At 72.0% G+C, this 16,034-nt stretch carries 9 protein-coding genes; 3 read left to right on the forward strand and 6 right to left on the reverse strand.

All coding sequences use genetic code 11. From position 1 onward, the window contains the following. Positions 1-189: 189 nt before the first annotated feature. The 5 genes from NX801_RS05685 to hisC all read right to left on the reverse strand — a co-directional run bounded on the left by NX801_RS05685 (position 190) and on the right by hisC (position 9,911). Positions 190-2,016: a sensor histidine kinase gene (locus tag NX801_RS05685; protein WP_258785878.1), complete on the reverse strand. Its 1,827-nt coding sequence runs from the start codon at positions 2,014-2,016 to the stop codon at positions 190-192. Next, a complete protein-coding gene (gene cydD, locus NX801_RS05690; protein ID WP_258785879.1) occupies positions 2,013-5,726 on the reverse strand; it encodes a thiol reductant ABC exporter subunit CydD in 3,714 nt (1,237 codons plus the stop codon). The genes NX801_RS05685 and cydD overlap by 4 nt, the downstream gene beginning before the upstream one ends. A 15-nt stretch (positions 5,727-5,741) precedes the next feature. Then, positions 5,742-6,746, reverse strand: a complete 1,005-nt coding sequence (cydB, locus tag NX801_RS05695) for a cytochrome d ubiquinol oxidase subunit II (RefSeq protein WP_258785881.1) — start codon at positions 6,744-6,746, stop codon at positions 5,742-5,744. A 93-nt stretch (positions 6,747-6,839) separates the two neighbouring features. Next, on the reverse strand, positions 6,840-8,357 hold the full coding sequence (locus tag NX801_RS05700) for a cytochrome ubiquinol oxidase subunit I (protein WP_258785882.1): 1,518 nt from the start codon (positions 8,355-8,357) through the stop codon (positions 6,840-6,842). Positions 8,358-8,810: 453 nt separating this feature from the next. Then, positions 8,811-9,911 (reverse strand): histidinol-phosphate transaminase, encoded by a 1,101-nt coding sequence (hisC, locus tag NX801_RS05705; RefSeq protein ID WP_258785884.1) that lies wholly within the window; start codon positions 9,909-9,911, stop codon positions 8,811-8,813. Between the two features lie 634 nt (positions 9,912-10,545). Between hisC and NX801_RS05710 the strand changes: the two genes are divergently transcribed. The 3 genes from NX801_RS05710 (at position 10,546) to NX801_RS05720 (ending at position 14,001) form a co-directional block, all read left to right on the forward strand. Beyond that, entirely contained in the window at positions 10,546-11,652 is a 1,107-nt protein-coding gene (locus tag NX801_RS05710; RefSeq protein ID WP_258785888.1) for a LacI family DNA-binding transcriptional regulator, read from the forward strand. Positions 11,653-11,912: 260 nt separating this feature from the next. Further along, entirely contained in the window at positions 11,913-13,001 is a 1,089-nt protein-coding gene (locus NX801_RS05715) for a metallophosphoesterase (protein WP_258785890.1), read from the forward strand. Between the two features lie 163 nt (positions 13,002-13,164). Further along, on the forward strand, positions 13,165-14,001 hold the full coding sequence (locus NX801_RS05720) for a hypothetical protein (protein ID WP_258785891.1): 837 nt from the start codon (positions 13,165-13,167) through the stop codon (positions 13,999-14,001). Positions 14,002-14,111: 110 nt separating this feature from the next. Here the strand turns inward: NX801_RS05720 and thiC are convergent, their stop codons facing one another. Continuing rightward, entirely contained in the window at positions 14,112-15,908 is a 1,797-nt protein-coding gene (gene thiC, locus NX801_RS05725) for a phosphomethylpyrimidine synthase ThiC (RefSeq protein ID WP_258785892.1), read from the reverse strand. Positions 15,909-16,034 lie beyond the last annotated feature (126 nt).

The following is a 16,034-nucleotide window of genomic DNA, read 5'->3' on the forward strand; positions in this document are numbered from 1 at the left end:
GCGCCCCCGGCTCTGGCCGACATCCCCCAGCCCCAGTTCCGGCCGGGGGCCGGTCCCGAAGACCCCCGGCTCCGCCCGAAACCGGTCCCGGGCATCCCCGGCTCCGGCCGGTACCAGACCCGGGTTCTGGTCCCGGGCATCCCCGGCTCGGACCGGTTCCGGTCCCGGTCTGGCCCCGGGCGCCTCCGGCTACAGCGGGGCCTCCCAGATCACCGAGGTGCCGCCGCCGTCCGGGCCGAGCCCCGGGCCGCACCGGCTGGCCCCGCCCAGTGACTCGGCGCGCCGGGCCAGATTCCGCAATCCGCTGCGCCGCCCGCCCGGAGGCAGGCCGATGCCGTCGTCCGCGACCGTCAGCCGCACCCCGCGCGCCCCGCCGGGAAGATGGACCGTCGCGTCGACCACCACCTCGATGCGCTGGGCCCGTGCGTGCCGGAAGGCGTTGGAGAGCGCCTCCCGCAACGCCGCGACCAGGTTCTTCCCGGTGAGTTCGCCCACGGTCGAGTCGATCGGCCCCAGGAAGCGGTGGGCGGGCGTGAAGCCGAGCGGCACCGCCGCCGTGTTGACCTCCCGCAGCACCCGGGTGCGAAGTCCGGACGGTTCCTCCGTGGAGTCCTGCTGGAGGGCGTAGATCGCGGTACGGATCTCCTGGATGGTGATGTCCAGTTCGTCCACGGCCTTGGCGACCCCGGCCCGGACGGCCGGCACGACCGAGCGGCGCTGGGCGCTCTCCAGCATCATGCCGGTGGCGAACAACCGCTGGATCACCAGATCGTGCAGGTCACGGGCGATCCGGTCGCGGTCCTCGTAGACGGCGAGGCGCTCACGGTCCCGCTGGGCCTCCGCCATCATCAGCGCCAGCGCGGCCTGGGCGGCGAACTGGCCGGCCAGGGTGCGCTCGGTCTCGCTGAACGCCGGGGCGCCGGGCGCCCGGGGCACGGCGAGCGCGCCGAGCACCCGGCCCCCGCTCCGGAGCGGCAGCAGCAGACAGGGCCCGTACCGCCGCGCCAGCCCGGTGGTCATGCGCGGGTCGGTGGCCGCGTCCGCGATGAAGACCGTCTCCCCCGCCAGCAGCCGGGCCACGACCTCGCTCTCCGCCGGGGCGACCGTACCCAGCACGGAGGACGGCCGGTCGGCGGAGACGGCGACGATCTCGAGGCCGCCCCCGTCGGCGGGCAGCAGTACGATCCCGGCCGCCGCGTCGGCCAGCGCCCGGGCCTGTTCCGCGACGACCGTCAGCGCCTCGTCGGCGTCCCCGCCGGAGAGCAGCGCCGTGGTCACCGCCGCCGAACCGTCGATCCACCGCTCGCGCCGGCGGGCGGCCTCGTGGAGCCGGGCGTTGCCGATCGCGATGCCCGCCTCGGTGGCCAGCACCCGCACCAGCTGCAGATCGTGCTCGGTGAACCCGGCGGCGGCCCCGGCCGGACCTCCGGCGCTGCCGACGTTCCCGGGGCCTCCGGTGTCTACGGTGGTCCCGGTGTTCCCGGCGCTTCCGGAGTTCACGGACCCTTCGGGGGCAGCGGCCCGCTTCTCCGCGAGGTAGAGATTGCCGAAGATCTCGTCCCGGACGCGGATGGGAACACCGAGAAAGGTCCTTATCGGGGGGTGGCCGGGCGGCAGGCCGGTGGCGCGCGGGTCGGCGGACAGGTCCCCGAGCCGGATCGGCCCGGGGTGCCGAATGAGGGCGCCCAGCAGTCCCGCCTGCCCGTCCGGGCGGCGGCCGATCGCCCGGACCACCTCGTCGGGCACCCCATGGGTGACGAAGTCCGACAGCCCCGCGCCGGACTCGTCCACCACCCCGATGGCCGCGTACCGGGCGCCGGCCAGCTCGGCGGCGGTCTCACAGATCCGGTCCAGGGTGGCGGACAGCTCCAGACCGGTGCCGATGGAGCGCATCGCCTCCAGCAACCGTGGCAGCCGCGCGGTCAGCTCGGGGGAGAGACCCCGGAGCGAGCGGGTGGCCCGCATCGCGGCGTCGAGCTGGTCTCCGGGGCCGGGAGCGGAGTCGGGGGCGGTCATGCCTTGAGCGTAATAAGCGGCTTTTGCGAGGAAAAGCCGGCGTCTTCCGCGCGGCCCGGCACCGGCGCGCGGCCGGCCACCGGCTCCCGGTCCCGTCCGTGCACCCGGTCCTGCTCGCGTTCACGCGCCAGCATCCGGCGCAGCGGGCCCTCGGTCGCGGCGAGTTCGGCGTACGGACCGCGCTGCACCGTCCGGCCGCCGTCCAGGACGATCACCTCGTCCACCGCGTCCAGGCCGTGCAGCCGGTGGGTGATCAGAACGGTGGTACGGCCCTCGGTGACCCTCAGCAGGTCCTCGGTGAGCGCGTCGGCGGTGGCCAGGTCCAGATGTTCGGCCGGCTCGTCCAGCACCAGCACAGGGAAGTCGGCCAGCAGCGCGCGGGCCAGCGCCAGCCGCTGGCGCTGGCCGCCGGAGAGCCGGGCGCCGTGCTCACCGACCAGGGTGTCCAGGCCGTCCGGGAGCGCCTCGGCCCACTCCGCCAGCCGGGCCCCGGCCAGCGCCCGGCGCAGCTCGCCGTCGGAGGCACCGGGCCGGGCGAGCCGCAGATTCTCCCGGATCGAGCTGTCGAAGATGTGGGCGTCCTGGGCGCAGAGCCCGGCCAGCCGCCGGACGTCGTCCCCGTCGAGCGCGGTCGCGTCCGCCCCGCCGATCCGGTACGTCCCCGAGGCCGGGTCCAGGAACCGCAGCAACACCTGGGCGACGGTGGTCTTGCCGGATCCCGAGGGCCCGACCACGGCGACCCGCCGGCCGGGTTCGAGCCGCAGGCCGAAGCCGGCGAGGGCGTCCCGGTCCTGACCCGGGTAGCGGGCGGTGAGTCCGTGCAGCTCCAGCGGGAAGGCGCTCGCCGGGGCCGGGGACGGCCGCTCCGGTTCGCGCACCGGGACGGGCGCGTCCAGCACCTCGTACACCCGCTCGGCGCTGTGCCGCACCCGCTGCCGGTACTGGACGGCGAGCGGCAGCCCGGCGACCGCCTCGAACGCGGCGAGCGGGGTCAGCACGACCACCGCGAGCGACACCCCGGCGAGCCTCCCGTCGTGCACCGCCTGGGCGCCGACCAGCGCGGCGGCGGTGACGGTGAGTCCGGCGGCCAGTGCCGAGAGCCCGCCGCCCAGCGCGGTGGCGGCCGACTGCCGGGCGGCGATCCCGGTCAGTTCGGCGTCGGCCGCCCGGGTCCGGTCGATACGGCGGCCGAGAGCACCGGCCACGGTGAGTTCGGCGCAGCCGCGCAGCAGGTCGGCGGTGCGGACGGCGAGCCGGGACCGGGCGGGGGCGAGGCGGCGCTCGGCGCGGCGGGCCACCGCCCCGCTGACGCACGGCACGGCCACCCCGGCGACCAGCAGCCCGGCCGCCAGCACCGCGCCCGCCCCGGGCAGCAGCCAGGTGGTGAAGCCGACCGCGCCGGCGCCGACCACCAGGGCGGTGCCGGCCGGCAGCAGCCAGCGGAGCCAGTAGTCCTGGAGGGCGTCCACGTCCGAGACCAGCCGGGCCAGCAGATCACCGCGCCGGGTGGTGCGCAGCCCGGCCGGGGCGATCCGCTCCAGGCCCCGGTAGACGGAGACCCGCAGGTCCGCGAGGAGCCGCAGCACGGCGTCATGGGCGACCAGCCGCTCGGCGTACCGGAAGACGGCCCGGCCGATGCCGAAAGCGCGGGTCGCGGTCACGGCGACCATCAGATAGAGGACGGGCGGCTGTTGGGAGGCCCGGGAGATCAGCCAGCCGGAGACCGCCATCAGTCCCACGGCCGAGCCGAGCGCCAGGCTCCCGAGCAGCAGGGCCAGTGCCAGCCGTCCGCGCAGCGCCCCGGCGCCGGCCCGGACCCGGGCCAGCACCCTGCCCGGCCGGCCGGCGCTCGTGGCCGCCCCGGGGCTCGGAGCCACGAACCCCGCATCCGCCGGGTCCGCTTCCCCCATAGGGTCTTTTGCCAGGTCCGCTTCTCCGGCCGCCGCATCCACCGCCGTGCCGCCCGGCATCCGGGCATCCGCGCCCGCACGTGTCTCCTCGGCGCCCGCCCCTGTCCCGGCCGTCGCCGTCAGCGCCGTACCCTCGGCCGCTTCCGACTCCGCAGCGCCGGACGACCGGAGCTCGACCACCCGGTCCGCGAGCGGGAGCAGGGCCGGGCGGTGGACGACCAGCAGCACGGTCCGGCCGGCCGCCAGCCGGCGCACCGCCGTCACCACCGCCGCCTCGGTCTCGCCGTCCAGCGCCGCCGTCGGCTCGTCCAGCAGCAGCACCGGCCGGTCCGCGAGAAACGCCCGGGCCAGCGCGAGACGCTGCCGCTGCCCCGCCGAGAGCCCGGTGCCGTCCTCGCCCAGGACCGTCGCGGTGCCGTCGGGCAGCGCGGCCACGAAGTCGGCACCCGCGTCCCGGAGCGCGGCCACCACCGCGCTGTCATCGGCGCCCGGCCGGGCGAGCCGGACGTTCTCCGCGATGGTGCCGGCGAAGAGGTACGGCCGCTGCGGCACCCAGGCGATGTGCTCCCGCCACCGCTCCACGTCCAGCTCCGCCAGGTCGGTGCCCCCGATCCGCACCCGGCCGCCGTCCGGCGCGGGAGCGGTGAAGCCGAGCACCACATCGAGCAGCGTCGATTTGCCGGCCCCGCTTGGTCCGGTCAGGGCGACCGTCTCCCCGGGCTCGACCACCAGGGAGGCCGCGTCCAGGGCCGGTTCGGTCCGTCCCGGATGGCGTACGGTCACCCGGTCCAGCTCGATGCGCACCGGCCCGTCCGGCAGCACCCTCGTACCGGAGGGCGCCCCGGCCGGGGTCTCCAGCACGGCGAAGATCTCCTCGGCGGCCGAGAGCCCCTCCGCCGCCGCGTGGTACTGCGCGCCGACCTGGCGCAGCGGCAGATACGCCTCCGGGGCGAGGATCAGAATGACCAGGCCGGTGGCGAGGTCGAGGTCGCCGTGGACCAGCCGCATACCGACGCCGACGGCCACCAGCGCCACCGAGAGGGTGGCCAGCAGTTCCAGCGCGAAGGAGGAGAGGAAGGCCAGCCGCAGCGTCCGCAGGGTGGCCCGGCGATACTCCGAGGTGATCGTGCGGATCGAGGCGGCCTGCGCCTTGGCGCGACCGAAGACCTTGAGGGTCGGCAGCCCCGCCACCACATCCAGGAAGTGACCGGAGAGCCGGGAGAGCAGCCGCCACTGACGGTCCATCCGGCTCTGGGTCGCCCAGCCGATCAGCACCATGAAGACGGGGATCAGCGGCAGTGTGCCCACGATGATCGCCGCCGAGATCCAGTCCTCGGTCACGATCCGGGCCAGCACCGCCACCGGGACCACCACCGCGAGCCCGAGCTGCGGCAGATAGCGGGCGAAGTAGTCGTCCAGCGCGTCCACGCCCCGGGTGGCGAGGGCGACCAGCGACCCGGTGCGCCGGCCGCTCAGCCAGCCGGGCCCGAGCGCCGCCGCCCGGGCGAGCAGCCGGCTCCGCAGCTCGGACTTGACCGCCGCGCTCGCCCGGTGGGCGGCCAGTTCGGTGAGCCAGGAGACCAGCCCCCGGCCCGCCGCCACCAGGGCCAGCAGGGCGAGCGGCCGGCCCAGCTCGGCGGCGGCCGGCCCGTGCTGGAAGGCACCGGTCACCACCTCCGCGATCAGCATCGCCTGGACGACGACCAGCACCGCCCCGGTAAGGCCCAGCAGTACCACCGCGGCGAGGAAGAGACGGGTGGCCCGGGCGTACCGGAGGAGCCGGGGGTCGATCGGTTTCACGTGAAACATCCCCCACTAGTGGTGGGCGTCGGCGATGTGCTGGGTGCCGATCCGCTTGCGGAAGACCCAGTAGGTCCAACCCTGGTAGAGCAGCACCAGAGGGGTGGCGATACCGGCGCACCAGGTCATGATCTTGAGCGTGTAGGGGCTGGACGAGGCGTTGGTGACCGTCAGGCTCCACGCCGGATCGAGCGAGGACGGCATGACGTTCGGGAAGAGCGTCAGGAAGAGCATCGTCACCGCCGCCGCGACCGTGATCCCGGAGAGCGCGAACGACCAGCCCTCGCGCCCGAGCCGGATCATCACCAGCGCGCCGAGCAGCGACAGAACCGCTACCGTCAGCGCGACCAGGCTGCCGGCGTCACCCCGGGAGAGCTGGGTCCAGCCGAGGAAGGCCACGGCCAGCACGGCGGTGATCACGCCGAGCACCAGGGCCAGCCGGCGCGCCCGCACCCGGATCTCCCCCACCGTCTTCAGCGCGGTGAACACCGTCCCGTGGAAGGTGAACAGGGTCAGCGTGACCAGTCCGCCGAGCAGGGCATACGGGTTGAGCAGCTCCAGGAAGGTACCCACGTACTCCTTGTCGGCGTCGATCCGCACTCCGCGCACGATGTTGGCGAAGGCCACGCCCCAGAGGAAGGCGGGGACCAGGGAGGCCCAGAAGATGGCGTGCTCCCAGTTGCGCTGCCAGTTCTCCTCCGGCCGCTTGGCCCGGTACTCGAAGGCGACCCCGCGCACGATCAGGCTGATCAGGATGACCAGCAGCGGCAGATAGAAGCCGGAGAAGAGGGTGGCGTACCAGTCGGGGAAGGCGGCGAAGGTCGCCCCGCCCGCGCTGAGCAGCCAGACCTCGTTGCCGTCCCAGACCGGGCCGATGGTGTTGATCAGCACTCGCCTCTCGGCCCGGTCCCTGGCCAGCAGCTTGGTGAGCACACCGACGCCGAAGTCGAAGCCCTCCAGGAAGAAGTAGCCGGTCCAGAGGACGGCGATGAGTACGAACCAGATGTTGTGGAGTTCCATGCCCTCAGCTCCCAGCTGCCCGAAGTTCCCTCGGCACTCTCAGTGCTCCCGGCGCCATCGGCGTCGTTGGCGTCATCAGTGCCATCAGTGCCATCAGTACGAGAAGGCCATCGGCCGGTCGGCGCCCCGTTCCGGGTCCTTGTCGTGGCCGCCGATCCGGGTCGGCGGGTTGAGGTCGGACTCGGTGAGTTCGGGCGGCCCGGCCTTGACGTACTTCACCAGCAGTCGCACCTCGATCACCGCGAGCACCGCGTAGAGCAGGGTGAAGACGATCATCGAGGTGAGCACCTCGGCCTGTGAGACACCGGGAGAGACCGCGTCCCGGGTGCGCAGCACCCCGTAGACCGCCCAGGGCTGGCGGCCCATCTCGGTGAAGATCCAGCCCCAGGAGTTGGCCAGCAGCGGGAAGCCCAGGGTCCAGAGCGCGGCCAGCCAGTAGAGCCGGGTGAACGTGTGGCTCAGCGGCGAGCGGAAGAGCACCAGGTGCGGCACCTCGTCCTCACCCGTGCGCAGCGCCTGCGGCAGCAGGAACTTCTTCCGGGTGAGCCAGAGACCGAGCAGGCCGAGCGAGAAGGACGCCATGCCGAAGCCGATCATCCACCGGAAGCCCCAGTAGGCGACGGGGATGTTGGGCCGGTAGTCGCCCGGACCGAACTTCTCCTGGAGCGCCTTGTTGGTGTCGTTGATGCCGGGGACGTACGAGCTGAAGTCGTCGTTGGCGAGGAAGGACAGCACGCCCGGGACCTCGATGGCGACCTTGTTGTGGCCCTTGTCGACGTCCCCGTAGGCGAAGACGGAGAACGGCGCGGGTGCCTCGCCCTCCCAGAGCGCCTCGGCCGCGGCCATCTTCATCGGCTGCTGCTTGAACATGACCTTGCCCAGGAAGTCGCCGCTGATCGCGGTGAGCATGCCGGCGATCACCACGGTGACCAGCCCCAGCCGCAGCGAGGTCCGCATCACCGGGACGTGCTTCCGGCGGGCCAGGTGGAAGGCGGCGATCCCGACCATGAACGCGCCTCCGGTCAGGAAGGCGGCGGACAGGGTGTGGAAGGCCTGGGTGAGGGTGGTGTTCTGGGTGAGCACCGCGAGGAAGTCGGTGAGCTCGGCGCGCCCGTTCTTCTCGTTGATCCGGTAGCCCACCGGGTGCTGCATCCAGGAGTTGGCGGCCAGGATGAAGTAGGCGGAGAGGACGGTGCCGATCGACACCATCCATATGCAGCCGAGGTGGATCTTCTTCGGCAGCTTGTCCCAGCCGAAGATCCACAGACCGATGAAGGTCGACTCGAAGAAGAAGGCGATCAGCGCCTCGAAGGCGAGCGGCGCCCCGAAGACATCACCGACGAACCGCGAGTAGTCGGACCAGTTCATACCGAACTGGAACTCCTGCACGATGCCCGTGACCACGCCCATCGCGATGTTGATGAGGAAGAGCTTTCCCCAGAACTTGGTCGCCCGGAGGTACTTCTCCTTCTCCGTCCGCACCCAGGCGGTCTGGAGACCGGCGGTGAGGGCGGCAAGCGAGATGGTCAGGGGAACGAAGAGGAAGTGGTAGACGGTGGTGATACCGAACTGCCACCGCGCCAGCGTCTCCGGCGCCAGAGCCAGGTCCACGATCTGCTCCTAACGGCCTTGCCTCACGTACGGGCCGGGGCCCGCCGTCGTTCATCCGCCCTCACCCCGCTCGCCCGGCCACCGCCCGGTGGCTTGATCCAGCAGCCCCGGTCCGGTCCACCCGGTGCCGGGCGGCCGGTCCGATCCACCCATTCCGGATGATCACGGGCCAAGCCAGGCGCGCTTGTGAAAGCATTCACATTCACAAGCAATTATGTACCACCTGATTTCCGTACCGGAAGCCGGGGGTGCCCTGTCCGGAAAATCAACAACTTGTTGACCCATTGGGCCCTGGCGCTCGGCCTCCCCGCCCCTCTTCCGCCACGACGGCCGCCGGTGGCCGGCCGGGCCGCCGCCCGGGCGGCCCCCACGACAGCGGCGCCCCCGTGAGCTGCTGCTCACGGGGGCGCCGACCGGCCTGTCACCCGGGCGGAGGCACGGGCGCTCGTTCGCTCAGAGGTGCTCTTTGCGGAAGTTCTCGGCGGCCCGCAGGAAGAGGTCGTTGGCCTCGGTCTCCCCGATGGTGACCCGGACGCCCTCCCCGGGGAACGGCCGGACCACCACTCCCGCCCGCTCACAGGCGGCGGCGAAGTCCACGGTGCGCTCCCCCAGCCGCAGCCAGACGAAGTTGGCCTGGCTGTCGGGCACCGTCCAGCCCTGTCCGACCAGGCCCTCGTGCACCCGGGTGCGCTCACAGACCAGTGTCCCCACCCGGCCCCACAGCTCGTCCTCGGCGCGCAACGAGGCGACCGCCGCCTCCTGGGCGAGCTGGCTGACACCGAAGGGCACGGCCGTCTTGCGCAGGGCCGCCGCCACCGGTTCATGGCCGACCGCGAAGCCGACCCGCAGACCCGCCAGGCCGTACGCCTTGGAGAAGGTGCGCAGCACGGCCACGTTCGGGCGGTCGCGGTAGATCTCCAGGCCGTCCGGCACCTCGGGATCGCGGATGAACTCGCGGTACGCCTCGTCCAGCACCACCAGGACGTCCGACGGCACCCGGTCGAGGAAGCGCTCCAGCTCGGCGCGGCGGACCACGGTGCCGGTCGGGTTGTTGGGGTTGCAGACGAAGATCAGCCGGGTCCGGTCGGTGATCGCGCCGGCCATGGCGTCCAGGTCGTGCACATCGCCCTCGGTGAGTGGCACCTGCACTGGGGTGGCACCGCTGATCCGGGTGATGATCGGGTACGCCTCGAAGGATCGCCAGGCGTAGATCACCTCGTCGCCCGGGCCCGAGGTGATCTGGAGCAGCGACTGCGCCACCCCGACCGAGCCGGTACCGGTCGCGAGATGCGTCATGGGGATCCCGAACCGCTCGGCCAGTTCGCTCATCAGGCCGGAACAGGCCATGTCCGGGTACCGGTTGAAGGACCCGGCCGCCGCGACCGCGCGCTCCATGACCCCCGGCAGCGGCGGGTAGGGGTTCTCATTGGAGGACAGCTTGTACGCGACCGGACCGTCGGCGGCGGCCGGCTTGCCCGGCTTGTAGGTGGGGATGCCGTCCAGTACGGCGCGCAGCCTCGGGCCCGTGCCGCCCGTCCCGTTCGTCTCGCTCACAGTGGCCTCCTTGGCCGTCCGACCGCCCGATCGTCACATCCGACGAATGGCTGACTGAATGACGAATACTGCTCACCTTATGAGGATTCCGCGCTCCTGCGAATGGCCGGAGGCAAAGCGGCTGGTCCGAGGGGTGAGAACGGTCGAGCGGCAGGGACGGGGACCGTCGCACGGGGGCTGAAGCCGCCGTGCGGGCAGCGGGGCCCGCCCCGGGAGCGACACGGGGCCGCCGGGCCGGGCCGTAGCGCCGCCGGCCGGGTACGCGGACCGGGGGGACGCGGCTCAGGGGCGGCCCCACGGCGCGGCGCGGGCCTCGGGACCGTGGCCGTACTCCGGTGATACGGGGCGGTCCTGCGCCCATGGCGGAGCAAGGGGGGAGCACACGGCGACCTGGCGTGCGCCGGTGGCTCGCGCCGTGGCGCGCGTCCCCCGTAACGGTGAGTTGAGACCGCATCGATACATCGGCCATGCGGCAGGTTCATACGGAATGACAGCCGCCGACACCAGGTGCCGCCCGCCGATTACCTGCGAAAAATGAGCCGGCAAGGCTTTTCGATCTTGCAGAAACGTAACTGTCAACGCGTGCATATGCGTCCGACCGCGCCACCCGCGCTCGCCCTACTATCGGCTCGCCATGACAGCAGCAGGGAAGCACCAGGTGAGCCGGGCACAGCCCCGGGGCAGCCGGCAGGGGCGAGCGGGCATCCGGGATGTCGCCGCCGCGGCCGGTGTCTCCATCACGACTGTCTCCGACGCGCTCAACGGCAAGGGCAGGCTCCCGGATGCCACCCGCCGCCACGTCCGCGAGGTCGCCGACCGGCTGGGCTACCGCCCGTCCGCCGCGGCCCGCACCCTCCGTACCGGTAAGTCGGGGCTGATCGGCCTGACCGTGACGACCTACGGGGATGAACCTTTCACCTTCACCGAGTTCGCCTACTTCGCCGAGATGGCCAGGGCGGCCACCTCCGCCGCGCTCGCCCGCGGCTACGCCCTGGTCATCCTCCCGGCCACCTCGCGACATGACGTCTGGTCGAACGTGGCCCTGGACGGCACCGTCGTGATCGACCCCTCGGACCACGACCCCGTCGTCACCGAACTGGCCCGCCAGGGGCTGCCCATCGTCTCGGACGGCCGCCCGACCGGGGCCGTACCGGTCACCGCCTGGGTCGACAACGACCACGAGGCGGCGGTGCTCAATCTGCTCGACCATCTCGCGGCCGCCGGAGCCCGGCGGATCGGGCTGCTCACCGGCACCAGTACGGATACCTACACCCGGCTCTCCACCAGCGCCTATCTCGACTGGTGCGAGCGCGTCGGCCAGGAGCCGGTCTACGAGGCGTACCCCGCCCACGACCCCTGTGCCGGGGCGGTCGCCGCCGATCGGCTGCTCGCCCGCCCCGACCGCCCGGACGCCGTCTACGGGCTCTTCGACCCCAATGGCACCGATCTGCTGGCGGCGGCGCGCCGGTATGGGCTGCGCGTCCCCGACGACCTGCTGCTGGTCTGCTGCAGCGAGTCGACGGTCTACGCGGCCACCGAACCGCCGGTGACCACGCTCTCCCTCAAGCCGCGCCGCATCGGTACGGCGGTGGTCCAGTTACTCATCGACGCCATCGAGGGCATCGCCTCCGACCGACCGGTCGAGCAGGTGATACCGACCGAGCTGATCGTGCGTGCCTCCTCCCAGCGGCGCAGCCCCCGTACGACGATCAGTCCGCCCCGGTCACCATCCGGGCAGTGACCCGGTCGCCATCCGGGCGGTGAACCGGACACCACCCGGGCGGTGAACCGCACCGCTTGTCACGGGCGGTCCGGGACGGCCCCCCGTCCCAGACCTTCCCAATCCCCCCAATCAGGGCGAAACAGCCGGTGAAACCGGTACGTGCCCGGATTCACCACCCCTGGTGCGTCACAGAGCCGGGACCTCATTCCTATGATGGGCGGACGACACCGCGGACGACCCCGACCAGGCCCGTCCGCCAGGTGTAGGGCGTCGCGACGGTGGTGGAGGGGTCGATGACTCAGGGGGCCGGTCAGGGACCCGTGGTGCGGACGGCGACACTGCGTGACTTCCGCGTACCTCCGTACGCCCAGGTCCCCGTGGAGGACCAGCCCGCGCACCCCGGCAACGCGTACCCGGAAGGCGAGCCGCCGGAGGGTTACACCCCCACCGAACGGGACCTGCCGGTGATCAACCGGGAGGACACCCACCGGCTGCCCGGTACCCCGGACGAAGCGCCCGCGGCCGCCCCGGTGGACAGCGCCGCCGGGCCCGGCCCGCTCTATGTCGTGGGCGACGTCCACGGTTATCTCGACGAGCTGCTCGCGGCTCTCCAGGAGCAGGGGCTGATCGACGCCGACGGCGGCTGGGCCGCGGGCAACGCCCGGCTCTGGTTCCTGGGTGACTTCACCGACCGGGGCCCCGACGGCATCGGTGTCATCGACCTGGTCATGCGGCTCTCCGCCGAAGCCGCGGCGGCCGGCGGCTACTGCAAGGCGCTGATGGGCAACCACGAGCTGCTGCTGCTGGGTGCCAAGCGGTTCCTCGACACCCCGGTCAACTCCGGCGCGGGCACGGCCACCTTCCAGGCCGCCTGGCTGCTCAACGGCGGCCAGAAGAGCGACATGGACCGGCTGGAAGACGTCCATGTCCAGTGGATGTCCCGGCTCGACGCGATGGTGGAGCAGGACGGCCATCTGCTGCTGCACTCCGACACCACCGCCTACCTGGAGTACGGCGACACCATCGAGGACGTCAACGAGACCGTCCACGAGATCCTCAACCGCAGTGACGCCGACGAGTGCTGGGATCTGTTCCGCAAGCTCACCAAGCGCTTCGCCTTCCGGGACGAGGCGGGCCCGACGGCCGCACGGGAGCTGCTGGAGACCTACGGCGGCCACCAGGTGGTGCACGGCCACAGCCCCATCCCGTATCTGCTGGGCGAGGTCGGCTCGGAGGACGGCGAGGAGGACGAGGGCCCCTCGGTCGCGGGACCCCATGTGTACGCGGACGGTCTGGCGATCGCCATGGACGGCGGAGTGACCATGGCCGGAAAGCTGCTGGTCGTCCAACTCCCCCTGACTTCCTGAGTCGTTACTCAGCGGAGCCGGAACCGGCGAATTCCGGGAACCCTCTGTCACCGCCACCGTGCCCCCTCTAGCATGGCCTCTCCGTAGCAGGCTCTCCTCCGTTTCTGTCCGGCCGTCCGCGCCCTGCGGCGGCCCGGCCCTACGGAGTATCGGGGGATGCACCATGAACAGCGCTCCGCACCTGCTGACCGAGGACCGCGCCGAGTACGAGCGCGTCCTCGACGACGCACTGCGCCACGCGCCCGGCCAACCAGAGCTCGCTGGCTTCGGGCAGCGCCTCAACGCCGAGCAGTTGCGCACGATGGCGCTGAACGCGACGGCGCTCATCACCGCGGCCGCGGCCGCCGAGTACGAACACTTCGTCCGGGTGCGCGAGCAGCTGCGCCACGCCGCCCGCTCCCCGGCCCTGAGTGCGGTGGCCCCGGTGGGCGCCGAGGCGGACGGCGGCCCGGGCGCCGGCCTCGGTGCCGTGGTGACGGTGCTGGCCCCGGTCCTGGCCGGGACGGCGGCGGTCATCTTCCTGCTCGTCGGCTACGGACTCCGCCTCCTCGACCCGGCACCGTCGTTCGCCGGCCCTCTGCTGACGGCGGGCTGGTTCTTCGCGGCGATCGCGGCCCTCGGCATCCTGGTCGCGGGCGCCGGTCTGCTGATCACCGCGCTGCGCAACCGCGCCACCCAGGTACCGGCCGGCGGGCACGCCGATGAGACGACCGCGGTCTCCGAGGCCCGGGACGCCTGGCGACGGGCCCTGCTGGAGCGCGGGATCCTGCCGTTCCTCCGCGACGCCCTGGCCGAGGGCACGTCCAGCCAGGGCGTCGGGCCGGCCGGAGGGCCCGCCACCGTGGTCCCACCGCGTCCCGGCAGCCGTTTACCCAAGGTCGGCTACAGCGGGCCGGAGTTCTCCAGCCCCCGCGAAGGCGGCTCCGGTACGCGCCCGGCCTTCACCAGTCCGGACTTCAGCAGCCCGGCCCACGGCGGCCCGGACCACCAGCCGGAGTGAACCGGCGCCGGGACACGGAACGTTCGGGGCCGGTACGGACGAGGACAACGACGTGTTTCACGTGAAACACCGCTCGTTTCACGTGAAACACGACACTCGGACCGCCCGGCTCACTCCGCCAGCGGCAGATAGACCCGGTTGCCGGCGGCGGCGAACTCCTTGGACTTGGCCGCCATGCCCTCCGTGATCTCCCCCTCCGTGGCCTCGTCGGCCTGGAGGTCACCACCGTGCTCCCGCCGGATGTCCTGAGAGATCTTCATCGAGCAGAACTTGGGGCCGCACATGGAGCAGAAGTGCGCGGTCTTGGCCGGCTCGGCAGGCAGTGTCTCGTCGTGGAACTCCCGTGCGGTGTCCGGGTCGAGAGCCAGATTGAACTGGTCCTCCCATCGGAACTCGAAGCGGGCGTCCGACAGGGCGTCGTCCCACTCCTGGGCGCCCGGGTGGCCCTTGGCCAGGTCGGCGGCGTGCGCGGCGATCTTGTAGGTGATGACGCCGGTCTTCACGTCGTCCCGGTTGGGCAGGCCGAGGTGCTCCTTGGGCGTGACGTAGCAGAGCATCGCGGTGCCCCACCAGGCGATCATCGCCGCGCCGATGCCCGAGGTGATGTGGTCGTACGCCGGGGCCACATCGGTGGTCAGCGGTCCGAGCGTGTAGAACGGCGCCTCCTCGCAGATCTCCTGCTGGAGGTCGATGTTCTCCTTGATCTTGTGCATCGGGACATGGCCCGGGCCCTCGATCATCGTCTGGACGTTGTGCCGCTTGGCGATCGAGTTCAGCTCGCCCAGGGTGCGCAGCTCGGCGAACTGGGCCGCGTCGTTGGCGTCCGCGATCGACCCGGGACGGAGCCCGTCGCCCAGGGAGTAGGTGACGTCGTAGGCGGCGAGGATCTCGCAGAGCTCCTCGAAGTTCTCGTAGAGGAACGACTCCTTGTGGTGCGCCAGGCACCAGGCGGCCATGATCGAGCCGCCACGCGAGACGATGCCGGTCTTGCGGCGTGCCGTCAGCGGTACATACCGGAGGAGCACCCCGGCGTGCACGGTCATGTAGTCCACGCCCTGTTCGGCCTGCTCGATGACCGTGTCCTTGTAGATCTCCCAGGTGAGCTCCTCGGCCTTGCCGTCCACCTTCTCCAGCGCCTGGTAGAGCGGCACGGTGCCGATCGGCACGGGGGAGTTGCGCAGCACCCACTCGCGGGTGGTGTGGATGTTACGGCCGGTGGAGAGGTCCATGACGGTGTCGGCGCCCCACCGGGTCGCCCAGGTCATCTTCTCCACCTCCTCCTCGATGGACGAGGTCACCGCGGAGTTGCCGATGTTGGCGTTGACCTTCACCAGGAACCGCTTACCGATGATCATCGGCTCGATCTCCGGGTGGTTGACGTTGGCGGGGAGCACCGCGCGCCCGGCGGCGATCTCCTCGCGCACCACCTCCGGGGTGACGTTCTCGCGGATCGCCACGTACTCCATCTCGGGCGTGATCTCGCCCCGGCGGGCGTACGCGAGCTGGGTGACCGCCTGGCCGTCCCGCCCCCGGCGGGGCAGCCGGGGGCGGCCGGGGAAGACCGCGTCGAGATTGCGCAGCCCACCACGCGGCGAGGTGTGCTTGATGCCGTCGTCCTCCGGGCGGACCGGACGGCCCGCGTACTCCTCGGTGTCGCCCCGGGCGATGATCCAGTTCTCCCGGAGCGGCGCCAGGCCCCGGCGGACATCGGTCTCGATGCCCGGATCGGTGTACGGCCCCGAGGTGTCGTAGAGCGTCACGTCCTTGCCGTTGGTGAGGTGCACCTTGCGCACCGGCACCCGCAGGTCGGGGCGGGAGCCCTCGACATACCCCTTGTGCCAGCCGATGGACTTCCCAGCTCCGTCGTTCTGCTCGGAGGCAGGCGTGCGTGCGTCCTGAACGGTCATGATGACCTACTCCCTACGCCGGCATTACCCGGTAACAGGTTCGGCGGTCGACGCAGCCGTTTCCGTACGTCCCGTACGAAGGTCAGCGCCCTCTCAGCCCGGTGCTCCGAGCTCCCGCGTGTGCAA

Origin of the sequence: Streptomyces pyxinae, from assembly GCF_024756275.1 — a bacterium.
In the GTDB taxonomy this organism is placed as follows: domain Bacteria; phylum Actinomycetota; class Actinomycetes; order Streptomycetales; family Streptomycetaceae; genus Streptomyces; species Streptomyces pyxinae.

Coding starts and splice junctions, on each gene's coding strand:
- NX801_RS05685 (WP_258785878.1), bottom strand. CDS start 2,016: ATGACCGCCCCCGACTCCGCTCCCGGCCCCGGAGACCAGCTCGACGCC.
- cydB (WP_258785881.1), bottom strand. CDS start 6,746: ATGGAACTCCACAACATCTGGTTCGTACTCATCGCCGTCCTCTGGACC.
- NX801_RS05710 (WP_258785888.1), top strand. CDS start 10,546: ATGACAGCAGCAGGGAAGCACCAGGTGAGCCGGGCACAGCCCCGGGGC.
- NX801_RS05720 (WP_258785891.1), top strand. CDS start 13,165: ATGAACAGCGCTCCGCACCTGCTGACCGAGGACCGCGCCGAGTACGAG.
- thiC (WP_258785892.1), bottom strand. CDS start 15,908: ATGACCGTTCAGGACGCACGCACGCCTGCCTCCGAGCAGAACGACGGA.